The organism is Herbaspirillum sp. C7C2, from assembly GCF_022627865.1.
Taxonomy (GTDB): domain Bacteria; phylum Pseudomonadota; class Gammaproteobacteria; order Burkholderiales; family Burkholderiaceae_D; genus Herbaspirillum; species Herbaspirillum frisingense.
Genome location: NZ_JABXGI010000001.1, coordinates 574,027 through 589,750, shown reverse-complemented (window position 1 = coordinate 589,750; position 15,724 = coordinate 574,027). Strand labels below are relative to the sequence as shown.

At 62.1% G+C, this 15,724-nt stretch carries 16 protein-coding genes; 8 read left to right on the top strand and 8 right to left on the bottom strand.

Translation table 11 applies throughout. The features are described 5' to 3' along the window. Positions 1-29: 29 nt before the first annotated feature. The 3 genes from HWE04_RS02725 to HWE04_RS02715 all read right to left on the bottom strand — a co-directional run bounded on the left by HWE04_RS02725 (position 30) and on the right by HWE04_RS02715 (position 2,898). Positions 30-1,028 (bottom strand): FecR domain-containing protein, encoded by a 999-nt coding sequence (locus HWE04_RS02725; RefSeq protein ID WP_241811414.1) that lies wholly within the window; start codon positions 1,026-1,028, stop codon positions 30-32. Then, positions 1,018-1,536: a sigma-70 family RNA polymerase sigma factor gene (locus HWE04_RS02720; RefSeq protein ID WP_241811413.1), complete on the bottom strand. Its 519-nt coding sequence runs from the start codon at positions 1,534-1,536 to the stop codon at positions 1,018-1,020. The genes HWE04_RS02725 and HWE04_RS02720 overlap by 11 nt, the downstream gene beginning before the upstream one ends. Positions 1,537-1,752: 216 nt before the next feature. Beyond that, positions 1,753-2,898: a branched-chain amino acid ABC transporter substrate-binding protein gene (locus tag HWE04_RS02715; RefSeq protein ID WP_241811412.1), complete on the bottom strand. Its 1,146-nt coding sequence runs from the start codon at positions 2,896-2,898 to the stop codon at positions 1,753-1,755. A gap of 747 nt (positions 2,899-3,645) precedes the next feature. Between HWE04_RS02715 and HWE04_RS02710 the strand changes: the two genes are divergently transcribed. The 4 genes from HWE04_RS02710 (at position 3,646) to groL (ending at position 6,701) form a co-directional block, all read left to right on the top strand. Next, positions 3,646-3,924, top strand: coding sequence for a type II toxin-antitoxin system RelB/DinJ family antitoxin (locus tag HWE04_RS02710; protein ID WP_241811411.1), 279 nt, complete (start codon positions 3,646-3,648; stop codon positions 3,922-3,924). Then, positions 3,896-4,225, top strand: a complete 330-nt coding sequence (locus HWE04_RS02705; RefSeq protein ID WP_241811410.1) for a type II toxin-antitoxin system YafQ family toxin — start codon at positions 3,896-3,898, stop codon at positions 4,223-4,225. The genes HWE04_RS02710 and HWE04_RS02705 overlap by 29 nt, the downstream gene beginning before the upstream one ends. Positions 4,226-4,629: 404 nt before the next feature. Further along, positions 4,630-4,920: a co-chaperone GroES gene (gene groES, locus HWE04_RS02700; protein WP_006713122.1), complete on the top strand. Its 291-nt coding sequence runs from the start codon at positions 4,630-4,632 to the stop codon at positions 4,918-4,920. Between the two features lie 131 nt (positions 4,921-5,051). Beyond that, a complete protein-coding gene (gene groL / locus HWE04_RS02695; RefSeq protein WP_039876549.1) occupies positions 5,052-6,701 on the top strand; it encodes a chaperonin GroEL in 1,650 nt (549 codons plus the stop codon). Positions 6,702-7,051: 350 nt separating this feature from the next. Here groL and HWE04_RS02690 read toward each other — a convergent pair whose 3' ends face one another. The 3 genes from HWE04_RS02690 to HWE04_RS02680 form a co-directional block, all read right to left on the bottom strand. Then, positions 7,052-8,260: a porin gene (locus tag HWE04_RS02690; protein WP_241811409.1), complete on the bottom strand. Its 1,209-nt coding sequence runs from the start codon at positions 8,258-8,260 to the stop codon at positions 7,052-7,054. A 228-nt stretch (positions 8,261-8,488) separates the two neighbouring features. Continuing rightward, positions 8,489-8,746, bottom strand: coding sequence for a type II toxin-antitoxin system YoeB family toxin (locus HWE04_RS02685; protein ID WP_241811408.1), 258 nt, complete (start codon positions 8,744-8,746; stop codon positions 8,489-8,491). After that, entirely contained in the window at positions 8,743-8,985 is a 243-nt protein-coding gene (locus HWE04_RS02680; protein WP_006713127.1) for a type II toxin-antitoxin system Phd/YefM family antitoxin, read from the bottom strand. Before HWE04_RS02680 ends, HWE04_RS02685 begins: the two co-directional genes overlap by 4 nt. A gap of 426 nt (positions 8,986-9,411) precedes the next feature. Between HWE04_RS02680 and HWE04_RS02675 the strand changes: the two genes are divergently transcribed. From HWE04_RS02675 to HWE04_RS02665, 3 genes are all read left to right on the top strand, one after another. Then, positions 9,412-10,449, top strand: coding sequence for a methionine ABC transporter ATP-binding protein (locus tag HWE04_RS02675; RefSeq protein WP_006713128.1), 1,038 nt, complete (start codon positions 9,412-9,414; stop codon positions 10,447-10,449). After that, complete coding sequence (locus HWE04_RS02670; RefSeq protein WP_006713129.1) at positions 10,439-11,092, top strand: methionine ABC transporter permease; 654 nt, start codon at positions 10,439-10,441, stop codon at positions 11,090-11,092. The genes HWE04_RS02675 and HWE04_RS02670 overlap by 11 nt, the downstream gene beginning before the upstream one ends. A 110-nt stretch (positions 11,093-11,202) precedes the next feature. Then, the gene (locus HWE04_RS02665; protein WP_077236679.1) at positions 11,203-12,000 is read left to right on the top strand and encodes a MetQ/NlpA family ABC transporter substrate-binding protein; all 798 of its coding nucleotides are present in this window, start codon (positions 11,203-11,205) and stop codon (positions 11,998-12,000) included. Between the two features lie 137 nt (positions 12,001-12,137). Here the strand turns inward: HWE04_RS02665 and ylqF are convergent, their stop codons facing one another. Both ylqF and HWE04_RS02655 read right to left on the bottom strand, forming a co-directional pair. Then, a complete protein-coding gene (gene ylqF, locus HWE04_RS02660) occupies positions 12,138-13,100 on the bottom strand; it encodes a ribosome biogenesis GTPase YlqF (protein WP_241811407.1) in 963 nt (320 codons plus the stop codon). A gap of 139 nt (positions 13,101-13,239) precedes the next feature. Further along, the gene (locus tag HWE04_RS02655) at positions 13,240-14,667 is read right to left on the bottom strand and encodes an MFS transporter (protein WP_241811406.1); all 1,428 of its coding nucleotides are present in this window, start codon (positions 14,665-14,667) and stop codon (positions 13,240-13,242) included. A 175-nt stretch (positions 14,668-14,842) separates the two neighbouring features. Between HWE04_RS02655 and HWE04_RS02650 the strand changes: the two genes are divergently transcribed. Beyond that, positions 14,843-15,724, top strand: coding sequence for a LysR family transcriptional regulator (locus HWE04_RS02650; RefSeq protein ID WP_102663018.1), 882 nt, complete (start codon positions 14,843-14,845; stop codon positions 15,722-15,724).

Genomic DNA, 15,724 nt, shown 5'->3' with positions numbered 1-15,724 from the left:
AAAAACTGCAGAGGGTGGCCAAGAAATCTTTACGTTGTGCTGCGTGGGGCTGCTGCCCGTGGACGCAGGGTGATCCAGTAGGAAGTCCAGGTATCGATCTGCACCGGCAAGGTACGCGCGATGGCGGCCAGGATGCGCGCCGGCTGGTCCAGCGGGAACACGCCCGAGATGGGCAGCGACGCAACAGCCGGATCGCAGCGCAGCCTGCCGGGCAGGTAACGGTCCAGCTCGGCCACCAGTTCGCCCAGCGGCATGCGGTCGGCGACGATGACGCCGTCGGTCCAGGCCAGCGCCTGTTCATTGGCGGGCGCCAGATTGCCGACCAGGCCATGCCGGTCGAACATGCCCTGCTGCCCGGCATCGATGCGCACGCTGTCGACGCCATCCCTGGCGGTGAAGGCCACCGCACCGGCATAGACGGCCAGTCGCATGCCGGCCTCGCTGTCACGCAACTGGAAGCGGGTACCCAGCGCACGCGCCTGCCCCAGGCGGGTGTGGACCATGAACGGACGATAGGGGTGGCCCTCTTCGCGGGCGGTGGTGATGAGCACTTCACCGCGATGCAGCTTGATCAGGCGCTGCTGGTCGTCGTAGGCAGTGTCGATGGCGGTGGCGCTGTTGAGTTCGAGCACGGTACCGTCGGCCAGCAGCACACGCCGCCGCTCGCCCACCCGGGTGGAATATTCGGCCATCAGCGCCGGCCAGGAGGTGGCCATGCCGGCGCCGGTGGCCACCAGCCCTACCCCTGCGACCAGGCACAGGGCCTTGACGGCGAAGCGGCGGTTATGACGACTGCGGGCTTCACCATCGCCGATGCTGCCATGCGCCAGTGTGCGCGGTAGCGTGGCGACCCGCTCGCTCAACGACTGCAGCCGCTGCCAGGCCAGTTCGTGCTGCGGCTGCTCGGTGCGCCAGCGGCGGCAGGCTTCGTGTTCCTGGGCGGTGGCGGTGCCCGATTGCAGCCGCACCATCCAGTCGATGGCGGTCCTGACGATGTCGTCGGTGGGAGCGGTGATCTCAGCGGCCATATTGGACGCTGTAACAGGCGGTGAAGGCACGCTTCATGTATTGCTGTACCGAACTGAGCGAAACCTGCAGGCGCTCGGCGATCTCGGCATAGCCCAGGCCATCCAGTTGTGACAGCAGGAAGGCGCTGCGCACCTTGGCCGGCAATGCGGCCAGCATGGCATCGATTTCGTTGAGGGTTTCCAGCACCAGCAATTGCGCCTCGGGTGAAGGCAGGTGCTCGGGCGGCAGTTGCGCCAGCATTTCCAGGAAGCTGGCTTCCAGCGCGCAGCGACGGAAATGATCGATCACCAGACCGCGTGCGATGGTCGCCAGCAAGGCCCGCACTTCTTCCAGATAGAAGCTACGGCGCGACACCATGACCCGCACGAAGGTGTCCTGGGCCAGGTCGGCCGCCAGTTCCGCATCATGGGTGCGACGACGCAGCCAGCCCAGCAGCCATTGGTGATGACCGGTGTAGAGGCCAGCGATGTCTGGGTGACGCGGAGCGGGATGGACGACGTCGGTCATGACGGCGAAAAATAATGAGAACTGTTCTCATTATAATCCGTAAAGGACGGTGCGCCAACAAACCTTCATTTACGGATGAAGCCTTGTGAATTAATCGACGGGAAAAACGACAAAGCCCCGGCACGAGGCCGGGGCTTTGTCCAGGTTTGTACGGCCCTGGCTTGCTGCCGCCCACCGTAACAGTGGCCGGCAGGAGCAGAACTGCAGCTTCCCTCTTTACTTGACCACGCTCAGCAGCGAGCGCTTGCCACCCTTGTAGGTGTACAGGGTCAGGGTACCGTTCAGGATGTCACCCTTGGGGTCGAAGGCGATTTCGCCGGTCACGCCCTTGTGGTGGATCTTGGCCAGTTCTGGCAGGTAGACCTTGGGATCGGAAGAACCGGCCTTCTGCATGGCATCGGCCAGGGTCATCAGCGCATCGTAGGTGTACGGAGCGTAGATCACGACGTCCTGGTTGAACTTCTTCTTGTAGGCAGCCTTGAAGTCGTCCAGCGCCTTCTTGCCTGATTCGGTCACGCCACCGGCTTCGGCGCAGACCACTTCGCTGTCCTTCAGACCGGGGCCAGCCAGGTTGGGCAGTTCGGTGGTGCAGATGCCGTCACCGCCCATGAACTTGGCAGCCACGCCCAGCTGATCCATCTGGCGCAGCATCGGGCCGGCCACGGCGTCCATGCCGCCGAAGAAGACCAGGTCAGGCTTCTTGGACTTGACCGAGGTCAGGATGGCGTTGAAGTCGGTGGCCTTGTCGGTGGTGTACTGGGTCGCCACCACGGTAGCACCGGCAGCCAGCGCGCTCTTGCGGAATTCCTCAGCCACGCCTTGACCGTAGGCAGTACGGTCGTCGATGACGGCGACGTTCTTGCCCTTGAGTTCATTGACGGCGTAGCGACCCAGCACGCCACCCAGCTGGCCATCGTTGGCCACCACGCGGAAGGCGGTGTTGAAGCCTTGTTGGGTGTACTTGGGGTTGGTGGCCGACGGCGAGATTTGCGGGATGCCGGCATCGAAGTAGATCTTGGAAGCGGGGATGGTGGTGCCCGAGTTCATGTGGCCGACCACGCCCTTGACCTTGGCATCGACCAGGGCCTGGGCCACGGTGGTGGCTTGCTTCGGATCGGAAGCGTCATCCTGGGGAACCAGCTGGAAAGTCACTTTCTTGCCGCCGATCATGAAGCCCTTGGCATTGAGCTCGTCCACGGCCATGCGGGCGCCGTTTTCGTTGTCCTTGCCGATGTGGGCGTTGGGACCGGTCAGGGGAGCGACGTGACCGATCTTGATGACCTCTTGTGCCTGCGCAGCCCCTGCGAATGCGAACGCTGCCACGATGGCGGTGGCGACAGGAATCCCTTTAATTTTTTGCATGAAATGCTCCTATTACTTCCGATAGAGTGATTGAAAACGCAGTTCGTTGTGCCATTTGTTATATGCGCTGACCAATCCTGACATCCGCGAACGAAGGCCCGGACGATCAACACCGCAGCACCCCCAGTTGCTGACTGGATGTTGCTTGCGGACTCTGCTACTGCAAAAAACGAGCCATGCCCCATGGCATCACGACTCGGGAGCCCTCCCCGTGGTGTTTCCCGCTTAAAAAGGGACGGAGCCACCTCAGGTAAGCGGCCCGGACGAAACGCCAGGCCAGGCGGGGCAGTTCCTACGACGCGATCCACCCCGCTGGGCAGAATACACCGTAATGGTGCGGCTGGGAGCGGCGCACGGAGACCAGTACAGTTCTTCAGACAGATCGCACGTTTTATGCACTTTTTTAATACGCGGCATTGGGTTTCGCACCAAATGGGAACGTGAAACCGAAAAAAACTGCACGCCCGCACAAGTGGTCGCAGGGGGAGCGCATTTCTCACCAAAGCATCCATCCCGCTAGATGAGAAAATCAGTTTCCCGCAGCCTTCCTGCTCCCTCGCTGTGTCGTGTTTCGAGGTGTAAGCACGACTTGCGCCAGTCAATTTGCCGGCATTCGAAGTAATGACATTGCTGAAATATCGCCTTGCCATTTCGGCTATCCCGGCAGACCTCGCGTTAAGTGCAGTTTTACGAAAATCGGCAGGGTGCGATACAATGTATCTCAATCAATCGCAACAGGAGGCTGTCATGGCTACCACCACTATGGTTCACGTTCGGGTGGACGAGGATCTCAAGGCGCAGGCAGCAGAAACGCTGGCCTCCATGGGCCTGACCGTCTCCGACGCTATCCGGGTGTTTCTCACCCGGGTCGTCGCCGACAAGGAACTGCCGTTCGCGCTCAAGGCTCCGAACGCCGCCAGTCAGTTGGCCATCGCCGAGGCAAACGAGATCATCAAGAACCGTCGCGCTCGCTTCGCAACCGCTGACGCTCTGCTGAATGACCTCGAAGAAGCCAGCCGCAATTAAGCGGGCAAAGCTGCCTCGCGCGTCGGACTACACCAGGGACTTCCTCAAGGACTGGCAGCGCCTGTCTCATTCCGGCCGATACGATATGAACCGGCTGAAAGAGGCCATGACGCTGCTGATCGCCAACGACGGGCCGCTGCCGCCCGAATGGCTCGATCATTCGCTGGCCGGCGACTGGACAGGTCATCGCGAATGTCACATCGGCGGCGACTTCCTGCTGATCTATACACTGGACGACTCGGGCAAGAGCGGCCTGGTCGTATTCGTGCGCAGTGGGACGCACTCAGACCTGTTCTCGTAGGCTTGCATCCGACCAAGCTTCAACTGACCAGCAACATGCGGCTGGCCACTGCTACGCGCGACGCCTCGGGGCCCTCGATGGGCCAGAGTTGTTGATTTCTTTCAGAATTATCCCCCTCAGCCCATCAATTTTCACTGCAACTAGACGACAAGTCTTTGATTTCAAAGCGGAATATCGGCGTCATCCTTATTGATCACCAAGAGATCAATTAAGATCGCGAACGCAATTGACGCCTTGAAAAATCCAAAGCCCATCCCTATACTTAGCACTCGTCACGGCAGAGTGCTAACAGCCCGCCGGGCGCAATCCCCTTTTTCTTGCGGTGAGGTTTGCTGCATTTGGAAGAAAACCGTTGCAGGCTTCGCCGCAATCAATGCTAACTTATTGAAAATTAAGGAGTTCTCATGAATCTTCGCCCTTTGCACGATCGCGTCATCGTCAAGCGCCTCGACCAGGAAACCAAGACCGCTTCCGGTATCGTTCTGCCTGATGCAGCGACCGAAAAGCCGGACCAGGGCGAAATCCTGGCCGTCGGCAATGGCAAGATCCTGGAAGATGGCAAGGTCCGCCAACTGGCCGTTAAGGTCGGCGACCGCGTCCTGTTCGGCAAGTATTCCGGCCAGGCCGTGAAGGTCGATGGCCAGGAACTGCTGGTCATGCGCGAAGAAGACCTGTTCGCCGTCGTCGAGAAGTAATTCGGCATCCGGCCCGTCTGTATCTTCATATATAGAGGGCCCTCGGCAACAAGACAGCAGCCGGCGCTTGCCTCAGCTTTCAGCACCAAGCCCGGCGACATGAACTGAACCGAATTTCTGGAGAATCCAACATGGCAGCAAAGCAAGTTATTTTCGGCGATGAAGCACGCGCCAAGATCGTCAACGGCGTCAACATCCTGGCCAACGCAGTCAAGGTCACCCTGGGCCCCAAGGGTCGTAACGTCGTGCTGGAGCGCAGCTTCGGCGCCCCGACCGTGACCAAGGACGGCGTTTCCGTCGCCAAGGAAATCGAACTGAAGGACAAGCTGGAAAACATGGGTGCCCAGCTGGTCAAGGAAGTCGCTTCCAAGACCTCCGACAACGCCGGTGACGGTACCACCACCGCCACCGTGCTGGCCCAGGCCATCGTGCGCGAAGGCTTCAAGTACGTCGCCGCCGGTTTCAACCCGACCGACCTGAAGCGCGGTATCGACAAGGCCGTCACCGCCATCGTCGGTGAAGTGAAGAACCTGTCCAAGCCCACCACCACCTCCAAGGAAATCGCTCAAGTCGGCTCGATCTCGGCCAACTCCGACGCGGACATCGGCGACATCATCGCCAAGGCCATGGAAAAGGTCGGCAAGGAAGGCGTGATCACCGTCGAAGACGGCAAGTCGCTGGAAAACGAACTGGACATCGTCGAAGGTATGCAATTCGACCGCGGCTACCTGTCGCCGTACTTCATCAACAACCAAGAGAAGCAGATCGTCGCCCTGGACAATCCCTTCATCCTGCTGTTCGACAAGAAGATCTCCAACATCCGTGACCTGCTGCCGGTGCTGGAACAAGTCGCCAAGGCTGGCCGTCCGCTGCTGATCGTGGCTGAAGATGTCGAAGGCGAAGCCCTGGCTACCCTGGTGGTCAACAACATCCGTGGCATCCTGAAGACCGCTGCCGTCAAGGCTCCTGGCTTCGGCGACCGCCGCAAGGCCATGCTGGAAGACATCGCCATCCTGACCGGTGGCCAAGTGATCGCCGAAGAAGTCGGCCTGACCCTGGAAAAGGCCACCCTGGCTGAACTGGGCCAAGCCAAGCGCGTCGAGATCGGCAAGGAAAACACCACCATCATCGACGGCGCTGGCGAAGCTGCCGGCATCGAAGCACGCGTGACCATGATCCGTACCCAGATCGGCGAAGCAACCTCCGACTACGATCGTGAAAAGCTGCAAGAGCGCGTGGCCAAGCTGGCCGGCGGTGTTGCACTGATCAAGGTTGGCGCTGCCACCGAAGTCGAAATGAAGGAAAAGAAGGCCCGCGTCGAAGATGCACTGCACGCTACCCGCGCTGCCGTTGAAGAAGGCGTCGTGCCTGGCGGTGGCGTGGCCCTGCTGCGCGCGCGCGCCAACGTCAAGGACCTGAAGGGCGACAACCCCGACCAGGAAGCCGGTATCAAGATCGTGCTGCGCGCCATCGAAGAGCCGCTGCGCCAGATCGTCTTCAACGCCGGCGACGAGCCGTCGGTGGTGGTGAACAAGGTGCTGGAAGGTTCGGGCAACTTCGGCTACAACGCCTCCAACGGCACTTACGGCGACCTGGTGGAACTGGGCGTGCTGGATCCGGCCAAGGTGACCCGTTCGGCTCTGCAGAACGCTGCCTCCGTGGCCAGCCTGATCCTGACCACCGACGCCCTGGTGGCCGAAGTGGCTGACGACAAGCCGGCCGGCATGCCTGGCGGCATGGGTGGTATGGGCGGCATGGGCGGTATGGACGGCATGATGTAATTGCCCTCCTGCTGCGGGCCATGGATGACATGGCCTGTGCTGCAAGAAGAAAACCCGCATCGGTGACGATGCGGGTTTTTTATTGTGCTGGTGCCACTGGATGGTGGCCGATTCCGCTCTGCGCGGCAGTTCCGCTCCGCGCTACCTTTCGATCGGCATTTGCCGCTGGTCGTGCCGGATTTGCGATCAACTCTGAGTCGCCTGCCCTCTGTCTCTGGAGGGGTCGTGCCAGCCGACCATATTCCAGGACGGAAGCTTGATGCAGGAATTCACACAATGAAAAAGACCCGCATCCTTGTGGGATGCGGGTCTTCAAACAGTGCGCCCTCGCAGGCGCGGCGTCCAACGTCTTAGAAGCTGTGGATCATCCCGGCATTCAGACCGGTCTGGCTGCGGTTGGCGCCCGGGATGCGGTCGCTGGCCGTGCCGACGTTGTACATGTCGTTCGAACGCAGGTTGCGCAGGACAGCATACGTCGTGGTGCGCTTGGACAGGTCATACTTGGCGCCCAGGTTCAACTGCACCAGGCGACCGTTGGAGCCCTTGACGAACTTGGCGCTGGTCAGTTGCACGCTGCTGATCAGCGACAGGGCCGGCAGCAGCTTGTAGTTCACGCCCAGGTCCACAGTCTGGCTGGACTCGTTGTTGGGTCCGCCGATGGCAAAGTCAGCCTTGTCTGCAGGCTTGTAGGCTGCGCCCCGCTTCGGATCGACCAGCATCGCGAAGTTGTAGTCCTTCGGGTTGTAGTCTGGACGTGCTGCGGTCAGCGGCAGTTTCACGCGCGAGTACGAACCGTAGACCTTGGCCGGGCCGAACTGGTAAGAAGCCGCCAGGGTCCAGGTCTTCAGGCAGGTATCGCCATTCTTGCCGGGGCCGTTGCAGGCTGCCGCGCCATTGACGTCACTGGCATTCTTGGAATCACCCATCTTGCTCTGGAAATAACCCAGGCCGACGTTCAGCGGGCCGTTGGCGTACAGGCCGCCCAGGCCGAAGGATTGACCGGAACCGGTGCGGCCGGCCTCTTCGCCGAAGCCATAGATCAGGCTGCCGGTGAAGCCGTTGAAGTCAGGGGAGTTATAGCGGATGGAGTTGTTGACGCGCTCACCGTTGGTGCGGTCCAGGTTCAGCGAGTGGATGCGGCTGACACCGCCGCCGAAGTCACCCGGAGAGGTGATACCGCCGATATCATCCAGGACGTCCTTCTGACGACCGGCCAGGATGGTACCGAAGTTGCCCGACATGCCGACGAAAGCCTGGCGGCCCCACAGCAAGCCGCCCTGACCCGCCGCGCCGTTATCGACGTTGAAGCCGTTCTCGATGTTGAACACGGCCTTCAGGCCGCCGCCCAGGTCTTCGCTACCCTTGATGCCCAGGCGCGAGCCCTTCATCAGGCCGGAATCGAGTGCCACCTGACCGCCGGTTTCCTTGCCGGAAGTGATGATCTTGTTGGTGTAGGACAGGCTGGCATCGACCGAACCATAGACGGTGACAGTGCTTTGTGCATGCGCCGCGCCGGCGAAGGCAGCCAGCACGGCCAGGGCCAGGATGGACTTTTTCATAGAGAGTACTCCGTAGTGGTTTGATTGCTGTTGATTGGCGGGTGCCGGTCGCGATCTCGCGTGGCCACCCCCACACTTCTTGGAAGATGACTTCAAGAAGTTACGGCAAATCTAAACGGTATTTATTTTCTCAATCGATTCATAATTTGAATTGTGTCGATTTATGAGAATATTCTGTATCTTTATTGCAACCAATGCCAACAAAAAGGGACGTCCCTTTTTGCTGCTTCAGTAATGAAATCGACACTGATGCACGATGACGATCCCCGGCATCCGCTCGATCACGATGCGGTGTTCGCCGCACAGCCGGATGGCCCACAGGCCCGGCAAGCGCAGCGGCAACCGGGTCATGCGCGCGGCAGGCAGCGGGGTGTCGTCTTGCAGCCGTCGCAGCAGGCCCAACAGCTCGCGGGCCGTGACACGGTCGTGGCGGCGCCACCAGGCCAGGTCCTGCCGGGCCATCGGCGAAAGCCAGAGCCCGTTCACGAAGGGGATGGTCCGGATAGCAACGTGGCCCGCAGCTGCTGAAGGCTGCACAGGAGCCGCTCGGCATTGAGGTCGTTACCCAGCAGGAGCAGGGCCTCCTGGACTCCGCGCCAGACCGATTCCCGCACCAGCACCAGGTTTTCGGCGTTGTCGCGGGTGAGGATGACTTCATCGATATCGGCCAGCTCCAGCAATTCATCGAGCCGACCATTGAGCGCCTGGACGGGGTATGCGTACATGGGAATAGGTGTAGTCGAGGCAGCAGGCGGTACGTAGCGCACCGGCCACCACCGGGCTGAAAGAACGCAAAAAGATACGCTTCCCCGGACGCCCGGCGACGATCCCGGCAAAAATTGCTGCACCTACTAGAATTTATTCGAAGACTTTGTCGTGCCAGGCCGGCAACCAGCGCCTGGAAAAGTGCCGATGCCACCCTGGAAGCCAGTCTCCAGGCGGCTTCCCGTCGCATGCTAAGACGCGGAGGTTATATGCATAAGCGAAAAATTGTTTTCCCTATATAACCTTGCCGCCTTAAAATAGCGGCTTCTTATAAAAAATATCGATGGCAGTGGAGACCTGTGATCCGGCGACCGCCCGCGCGTCTCCCTGAGGGGTTGTGCCGGGATGCCGGCACCCGGGGGCCCGCTGCCATTTCCGTTCCCATCATGATCGAAATACAAGCTGTCACCCAGCGATTCGGCAATGTCGAAGCGGTGCGCAACGTCGAACTGTCGATCCGCAAAGGCGAGGTCTTCGGCATCATCGGCCGCAGCGGCGCCGGCAAGAGCACGCTGGTACGCACCCTGAACCTGCTGAACCGCCCCACCTCCGGACGTATCATCCTGGACGGCCAGGACCTGACCACCCTGTCCTCGTCCCAGCTGCGCGAGGCCCGCCGTGGCATCGGCATGATCTTCCAGCATTTCAACCTGCTGTCCTCGCGCAGCGTCTACGACAACATCGCCCTGCCGCTGGAACTGGCCGGCAAGAGCAAGTCCGAGATCGCCGCCAAGGTGGAGCCGCTGCTGGAACTGGTGGGCCTGACCGCCCTGCGCGACCGTTACCCGGCGCAGATTTCGGGCGGCCAGAAACAGCGCGTGGGCATCGCCCGCGCACTGGCCAACGATCCCAAGGTCCTGCTCTCCGACGAGGCCACCTCCGCACTGGACCCGGAAACCACCCGCTCCATCCTGGAACTGCTGCACAAGATCAACAAGGAACTGGGCCTGACCATCGTCCTGATCACCCACCAGATGGAAGTCATCAAGGACATCTGCGACCGCGTGGCCGTGATGGAAGCCGGCCAGGTGATCGAACAGGGCGAGGTGCTGGAGGTGTTCCGCCAGCCGCGCCATGAAGTCACCCGTGCACTGATCGGCGACGTCATCGCCCACGAACTGCCCAAGGGCGTGCTGGCGCGCCTGCGCGAGCGCCTGGCCCGCGCCGATGCCGGCCAGGGCACCGACCACCTGTTCCGCTTTGCCTTCACCGGCAACGATGTGGACCAGCCGCACCTGTCGGAAGCGGTGCGCCGCTTCAACCTGAATTTCAACATCCTGCACGGCCAGATCGACGAGATCCAGGGCCAGGCCTTCGGCTCGCTGGCGATCCTCGCCAACGGCTCGCAGGAAAACATCAACCAAGCCATGCAATACCTGCGCGAGCAGGGCGTCGTCGTCGAGGAGCTCAACCATGTCATCTGAACTGATCGATCTGTTCGTCAGCTCCTTCGGTGAGACGCTGATGATGGTGGTGATTTCCGGCCTGGTCGGTTCGCTGCTGGGCATCCCGCTGGGCATCGCCCTGCACATCACCGAAGACAAGGGCGTACTGCCCAATGCGGTCTTCAACCGCGTCGCCGGCCTGCTGGTCAATGCAGTGCGCTCCACCCCCTTCATCATCCTGCTGGTGGCGGTGATCCCGATGACGCGTTTCTTCGTCGGTACCTCCATCGGTACGGCTGCCGCCATCGTGCCGCTGACCATTGCCGCCGCGCCCTTCATCGCCCGCCTGGTCGAGACCGCCTTGCGCGAAGTGGACCACGGCCTGGTCGAAGCCGCACAGGCCATGGGTGCGAACACCTGGCAGATCATCTACAAGGTCTTGGTACCAGAAGCATTTGCTGGTATCGTCGCCGGTCTCACGATCACCTTCGTCAGCCTGGTCGGCTATTCGGCCATGGCCGGCGCCATCGGTGGTGGTGGCCTGGGCGACCTGGGCATCCGCTACGGCTACCAGCGCTTCCTGCCGGAAGTGATGCTGGCGGTGGTGCTGATCCTGATCGTGTTCGTGCAGTTGGTGCAATCCCTGGGAGACCTGCTGGTGCGCAAGCTCAGTCATCGCTGAATGGCCGCAAGAGTGTGCCAAGAGAGCGCCAAGAGCGCCACGCGCAACCGGCATCGATAACACCGCGCAGCTATCCGCTGCGCATTTCAAAAAAGCTTGAAAGGAAAGTCATGAAGCGTCGTCAGTTGATTCAATTCATCGCAGGCCTGGGCCTGGCCGCCGGCCTGGTGTCGGCCCCCGCATTCGCCGAAGACCAGATCAAGATGGGCGTGACCGCCGGTCCGCACGCCGAGATCATGGAACAGGTCAAGAAGCTGCTGGAAAAAGACGGCGTGCAGATGAAGGTCATCGAATTCACCGACTACATCCAGCCCAACGCCGCCCTGGCTGCCGGCGACCTGGACGCCAACTCCTACCAGCACCAGCCCTACCTGGATGCGCAGATCAAGGATCGCGGCTACAAGTTCATCAGCGTCGGCACCACCATCACCTTCCCGATGGGCGTGTACTCCAAGAAGGTCAAGTCGCTCAACGACCTCAAGCAAGGCGCCCGTGTCGGCGTGCCCAACGACCCCACCAACGGCGGTCGCGCACTGCTGGTGCTGCAGGCCAAGGGCGTGATCAAGCTCAAGGCCGATGCCGGTCTGAAGGCCACCCCGCTGGACATCGTCGAGAACCCCAAGAAGGTCAAGATCATCGAACTGGATGCCGCCCAGCTGCCGCGTTCGCTGGATGACTTCGACGCTGCCGTCATCAACGGCAACTACGCCGAATCGGCCGGCCTGTCGCCGACCAAGGACGCCATCGCCGTGGAAGCGTCGACCGGCCCCTACGCCAACGTGCTGGCCATCCGCGCTGCCGACAAGGACAAGCCCTGGGTCGCCAAGCTGGTCAAGGCCTACCACAGCCCGGAAGTGAAGAAGTTCGTGCTGGAAAAGTACAAGGGTTCCGTGATCACCTCCTGGTAATCCACCTCCCCTGCAGCCTCCTTGCAGCAAACGAAAAGGCCAGCTTCGCGCTGGCCTTTTTGCTTTTCCGGAACGGCAAATCAATTATATGATTTGAGCACGCCAGAAGGAAAGCCGACCGAGCGGCACAGGCGCACTCAGTCCTTGCGCTCCCGGTGATCCGGCGCATTGCGCCAGTCGTAGTCCTCTTCCTCTTCTTCCTCATCCTCGGCCGGCAGGGCATCGGGGTTGTCGGTGGAACGGTAGGTCGCCAGCAGCTCGGCACGCGACGCCGGGGTCTCCAGCGAGATGCGCCCCAGCGCACCACTGCGGTAATCCTGCAGGAAGGTATGCGCGGCCTTTTCGAAATCGTAGTCGCCCCCCTTGAGACGGAAGCCCCGCTTGGCCGCCACGCCCTCCACCACGGCCAAGCCATCCATGCCCTCGGGATCGAAGCCGTAGCGCGCCTTGAGCAATTGCGGATAACGCTGCAGCAGCAGGTCGGCCAGGAAGGTGGCCACCTCTTCCTCGATCAGCGCATTGCTGCCCACCGCATGACTGGCGGCCAGCATCAGGCCATCGCTGGGGTGCTCGATCTTGGGCCACAGCATGCCCGGGGTATCGGTGAGGACCATGTTGTTGCCCAGGTAGAGCCGCTGCTGGGTCTTGGTCACGGCCGGCTCGTCGCCGACTGCCGCCACGCGCTTTTTAAGCAAGGCATTCATCAGTGTGGACTTGCCCACGTTGGGGATGCCCATGATCATCATGCGCAAGGGCTTCAGGGCCGTGCCGCGATGCGGGGCCACCTGCATGGCCAGCTTGGGCACGCGTGCCACGTCGGAGGGCTTCTTGCACGACAGCGCCACGGCGGTCACGCCCTTCTGGCTGTTGTAGTAGTCGATCCAGGCTTGCGTGGCCACCGGGTCGGCCATGTCGGTCTTGTTGAGGATCTTCAGGCAGGGACGCTGACGCGCATTGCGCAACTGCTCGATCATCGGATTGCAGCTGGCCTGCGGCAGGCGGGCATCGACCACTTCGATGACCATATCGACTTTTTCCATGCTCTCGGCGGCCTTGCGGCGGGCCGAGTTCATGTGACCGGGGAACCATTGGATGGACATGCGGGATTTCTTTCTGGTGCGTATTTCGTTGAAGGCGCTATTTTACGGCCCTGCCCCGCCAATCCCTAACAAATCCCCAATAAAACAGCCTGCCGCGCACAAGTCGGGGCAGGCTGTTGGACGGGGAACAACACCGCGCTCAGGCGCGCCGGGTCACCCATTGCTCCTTGACAACACCGACGAAACGCCACACCAGCCACAGCGCCAGCCCGTAAGCGGCGGCCATGACGCCAAAGGCCAGGCCATTGCGCAGCCCCCAGCCGTCTACGCTGTGCAGGATGGCGCCCATCAGGGCCACGCCGACCAGGGCACCGATCTGGCGATTGGCGTTCAGGGCCGCCGCCGCGCTGTTGGCGTGGGCCTTGCCGGCCACCTGCATCACCACCGTGGTCATGGCCGGGATGGCCGTGCTGATGCCCAGGTTGGCTGCGGCGCAGACCACGGCCAGCACCCAGTAGGGCGTGTCCGGGCGAAAGCTCATGGCCACGGCGGTAAACACCGTACCCACCGACAAACCCAGCAACAGCGGCACGCGCGGCCCCCAGTGCGCGGCCATGCGGCCCGACATCAGGTTGCCGAAGAACACCACGGCCATCATCGGCACCAGTTGCAGGCCGGTATGCAGGGCATCGGCACCGCGCCCCTGCTGCAGGAACAGCGCCAGGTAGAACAGGTTGCCGTAGATCCCGAAGTTGATCATGAAGCCGATGCCATTGGCGGCCGCAAACTGCGGTGTGGCGAACAGGGCCTTGGGCAGCAGCGGCGCCACGCCACGCAGTTCGTGTCGCACCAGGGCCACGGCGGCCAGCACTGCCACCGCCAGCCCGGCCAGGATGCGCGGCGAGGTCCAGCCATAGACCGGCCCCTGGATCAGCACAAAGGACAGCCCGGCCAGCATCACCACCCCGGCCAGGTGGCTATACAGATGCAGGGCACGGGCCTGCCCGGCCACCTGCGGGATGAGCTTCCTGGCCATCAACAGGCCCACCAGCCCGACCGGCACGTTGATGAGGAAGATACTGCGCCAGCCCAGCCAGTGGATCAGCACGCCCCCCACCAGCGGACCGATGGCGGCGGCCAGGCCGACCGTGGCCGACCACACGCCCAGCATGCGGGCGCGCACGCGGTCATCCTCGTAGACGTGACTGAGCAGGCTCAGCGAACTGGGCATGAAGAAAGCCGCACCCAGCCCCTGCAGCAGGCGCGCCGCCACCAGGAAAGGACCATTGGGCGCCGCCCCGCACAGCAACGAGGCCAGCACGAACAGGAAAAGTCCGGCCAGGTACAGCTTGCGCGCGCCGAAGCGGTCGGCCAGCGCACCGCCCACCAGCAGCATGGCGGCAAAGGTCAGGGTATAGCCATCCACGATCCAGACCAGGGTGGACAGCGGTGCATCGAGACTGGTGGCGATATTGGAGAGACCGACGTTGACCACCGTCACGTCCAGCATGGCCATGACGAAACCGATGGCCAGCGCCACCAGCGGCAGCATGCCGGTGCGATGTGCGGTCGCGCAAGCTGGTGGGACGGCCGATGCCGTCAACTGTGGGCAGGGGGCGGAAGACATGATGAAGGTTCTTTCTGCATGAAGGACGCGAGTGAGAGCGGCGGACCCGCTGCCGGAAACGCCGGGGCGGGTGACGATGGGAGAATTCTAGGCCGCGACCGCGATGCAATAAAGAGGTATAAAATCGGCAGCCCGATGCAAATCTGCATCACAAAACCGACCTGGAAAATGCATCATGGATTGGGACAACGCCCGCATCTTTCTCGCCATCTACCGCGTCGGTACCCTGCGCGGTGCAGCCGAGCACCTGGAGATCGACCAGGCCACGGTCGGCCGGCGCCTGGCCGCGCTGGAAAAATCGCTGGGCGCGCGCCTGTTCCTGCGCACCCCGGGTGGCTACGTGCCCACCCCTGCCGGCGAACTGGCCGCCACCGCCGCCAGCCAGATGGAGCAAGGCGCCGAGCAACTGCAGCGGCAGATGCAGGGAATCGACGAGCGCCTGTGCGGCGTGGTGCGGCTGGCCGCCACCGACATCACGGCGCGCCATTTCCTGTTGCCAGCCCTGAAGCGACTGCGGGAATCCCATCCCACCATCAAGGTGGTGCTCACCACCTCCACCCAGTTGAGCAACCTGACCAAGCGCGAAGCCGACATCGCCGTGCGCACGGTGCGCCCGGACGCGCCGGACCTCATCACGCGCCATCTCAAGCGGCTGCACAAAGGCATGTATGCGTCCAAAGCCTATGTAAAAAAGCGGGGGCGGCCCGAATCCGGCAGCGGTTTGAAGGGGCATGACGTCGTGATCTACCCGTACAGCATCTCGCCGAACAAGTCCGAACAGATCTGTGGCGAATCCATCGTCCATGCCAACGTGGCCATGGAAGTCAGTACCGGGCTGGTGATGTACGACTGCCTGCAGGCGGGATTCGGGATCGGCGAACTGCCCATCCATGTGGGCGACGCTGCCAGCGGGCTGGTGCGCATCTGGCCGGAGCGGGCCACGCCCTACGACATGTGGTTGGTCCTGCACAGCGACCTGAACCGTACCGCCCGGGTGCGGGCGGTGGCCGATGCGATCATCGCGGCCTATGAGGCCTACGAGCCCCACCCGGCCTAG